Origin of the sequence: Pseudonocardia pini (assembly GCF_013870575.1) — a bacterium.
Classification (GTDB): domain Bacteria; phylum Actinomycetota; class Actinomycetes; order Mycobacteriales; family Pseudonocardiaceae; genus Pseudonocardia; species Pseudonocardia pini.
In genome coordinates this window covers 1-2819 of the sequence record NZ_JACBXB010000727.1, presented here as the reverse complement: position 1 = coordinate 2819, position 2819 = coordinate 1, and the positions used below count along the sequence as shown (strand labels likewise).

The 2819-nt window shown below is 74.0% G+C and carries 2 protein-coding genes; one reads left to right on the top strand and one right to left on the bottom strand.

Annotated elements, in window-relative coordinates:
* Positions 1-365: enoyl-CoA hydratase-related protein (locus tag H5J29_RS27920; RefSeq protein WP_181783973.1), on the bottom strand; the 365-nt coding region annotated here is incomplete at its 3' end.
* A gap of 23 nt (positions 366-388) precedes the next feature.
* On the opposite strand from H5J29_RS27920, the gene H5J29_RS27915 reads away from it, so the two are divergent.
* A complete protein-coding gene (locus H5J29_RS27915; protein ID WP_181783972.1) occupies positions 389-1300 on the top strand; it encodes a TIGR03620 family F420-dependent LLM class oxidoreductase in 912 nt (303 codons plus the stop codon).
* Positions 1301-2819: the final 1519 nt, after the last annotated feature.

Sequence of the window (2819 nt, the reverse complement as noted above, 5' to 3'; positions counted from 1 at the left end):
CCCGCGACGACGAGGTCGCAGGCCAGCACGATCTCGAACCCGCCGCCGTAGGCGATCCCCTCGACCGCGGCGATCAACGGCGTGGTGCGGGCGCGGCGGACCACGCCGTAGTTGCCCCCGCGCGGGGTCGGGGCGCCCGCGCCCTGGGCCAGGTCGGTGCCCGCGCAGAACATCTCCGGGCCGCCGGTCAGCACGCCGCACCAGAGGTCCGGATCGTCCTCGAGCTCGTTCAGCGCGGCGTCGAGGGCCGCGGTCATGGGGGCGTCGACGGCGTTGCGCTTGGCCGGACGCTCCATCCGGACCAGGAGGACGCGGCCGCGCCGCTCCGTGCTGACGCGGTGCTCGGTGGCGGTGGAGGTGGTCATCCCCCCAACCTATTGTCCGAGAGGTGACCGACGACAGAAGCAGGTTCGCCCTCCCCTCCACCGGCCTCTGGACGGGGGCGCTCGACACCGTCCCCGCCGCCCGGGCCCGCGAGCTCGCCGCCGAGCTGGAGTCCTGGGGCTACGGCGCCCTGTGGATCCCCGAGGTGGCGGGCCGGGACCCGTTCGTCCACCTGGCCCTGCTCCTCTCCGCGACCGACCGGCTGATCGGCGCGACCGGCATCGCGAACATCTGGGCCCGGGACGCCGTCGCCACCTCGGGCGCGACGAAGGCCCTGACCGAAGCCTTCCCCGAGCGGGTGCTGATCGGCCTCGGCGTGAGCCACCAGAACCTCGTGGGCGGGCTGCGCGGGCACCACTACGACAAGCCGCTCACCGCGATGCGCGAGTACCTCGACGGGATCGACGCCGCCCCGTACACGGCGCAGCGGCCGACCACCCCGGTGCGCTACGTCCTCGCGGCGCTGCGACCGAGGATGCTCGGCCTCGCAGGCGAGCGGACCGACGGCGCACACCCCTACTTCGTCACGCCGGAGCACACCGCGCGGGCACGGGAGACCCTCGGCGCGGGCCCGCTGCTCTGCCCGGAGCAGGCCGTGGTCCTCGAGACCGACCCGGCGAAGGCCCGCGAGATCGGCCGCCGGTACACGAGCACCTACCTCGCCCAGCCGAACTACGTGAACAACATCACCACGCTCGGCTTCACGGAGACGGACCTGGCCGACGGCGGCTCGGACGCCTTCGTCGACGCCCTCGTGGCCTGGGGCGACGTGGACACCGTGGTGGCGCGGGTGCAGGCACACCTCGACGCCGGAGCCGACCACGTGGCGGTGCAGGCGCTGCCCGCCGAGAAGCGCGGGGTGCCCGTCGACCAGTGGCGCGCGCTCGCCGAGCCCCTCGCGGCGCTAGGCACCTGATCGCCCGAGTGTGGGCGGCACTCACACCCATCTCCGTTCCGGCGACCCGCACACCGCGGGCCCCGCGCTCGGCCGCGGTCCCGCACAGCGGGTCCGCGGTTCGAGCGACCCGCGGGGCAGGAGCGCAGACGACCCAAGATCACCGACTGGGCACGCACCACCGCGCTCACCGCGGCTCCCGGCGCCGAACTGATGATCAGGTCCACCCGGCCTCCACCCAAGATCACCGCCCCTGCACGCCGGACCGCGCCCACCACTTCGGCACGATCACCGACCAGGCTCAGCCGACCCTCACCCGAGGTCACCGTCCGGACGCGCCAGACCGCGCCCACCAGAGCTCCCGCCGCCGAACCGACGACCAGGTCGACCCGGCTCCACCCAAGATCACCGTCCGGGCACGCCCGACCGCGCCCACCGCGGCTCCCAGCGCCGAACCGGCGATCAGCCCAGGAGTCGACCCGCCGCCCCCTCGAGATCACCGCTCGGGTGCGTCCAACCGTGTACAGCGCGGCCCTCCGCACCCAGACCGCGATCACGACCGCGCTCAGGCCCCACCATCGCGCGCACCACCATCACCGCGCGGAGACTCCCGCCCGCGCTCACCTCGGCCACGGACTCCCGAGCCACGCTCACCGACAGAATCCGCCGGGGTAGCAGCTCATGATCACCACACCGGCACACCCGACCGCGCCCACCGCGGCCCTTCGCACCCAGACCGCGATCATGAGCCGCGCCTGCTCCACCAACCACCCGTGATCACCCTGTCGGCACATCGGACGCGCCAGGACGACGCGTGTGCCCCGCCCACGAACACCGACCCGAGACCCACCAGCCGGCCTCCGAAGATCACCGATGTGGCACCTCCGACCGCGCACACCGCGGCTCCCGACGCCGAGATGGCGATCAACCACAGAAGCCGCCGCCCACCACCCATCAAGATCACCGCTTGGGTGCTTCCAACCGCGCCTGCCGCTGCCCTCCGCACCCAGACCGCGATCATGACCGCACCGCCACCCCACCCGTTCCACCGCGCGCCCACCCGCCGCATCGCGCACCGCTCCACGCCCCCCGCACCGAGCGAGCACCGCGCGATCACCGAGCTAGTCGAGCCAGCCACCCCCCACGATCACGGTCTCGGCGCGTCGAACCGCGCCCACGGCGGCTCCCGGCTCCCAGACAGCGATCATGGACGGGTGTCATCCCTCGCTGCGCACCCCAGCGCGCGGACCCACCCGGACCGTCACCGCGTGCACCACCCGCACCCCACACCCCCGCCACCCCGACCTTCCCCCGTTTGAACGGACGCGCACCGCACGCCACCCTCGCACCGCACGTCACCCCGCAGCGCACGTCACCGCACCGCACCCACGCACCACCCGCACATCCGCAGCCGCACGCCCCACCGTCCGCACGCCCGCGTCGTCGCGGACCGCTGCGCTCTCCACCGTCCCTCTCCCGTAGGGAGAGCGGCCCGGCGCGAGCCCACTCGACACGAACCCGCTCGCCGCCGCTCGTAGGC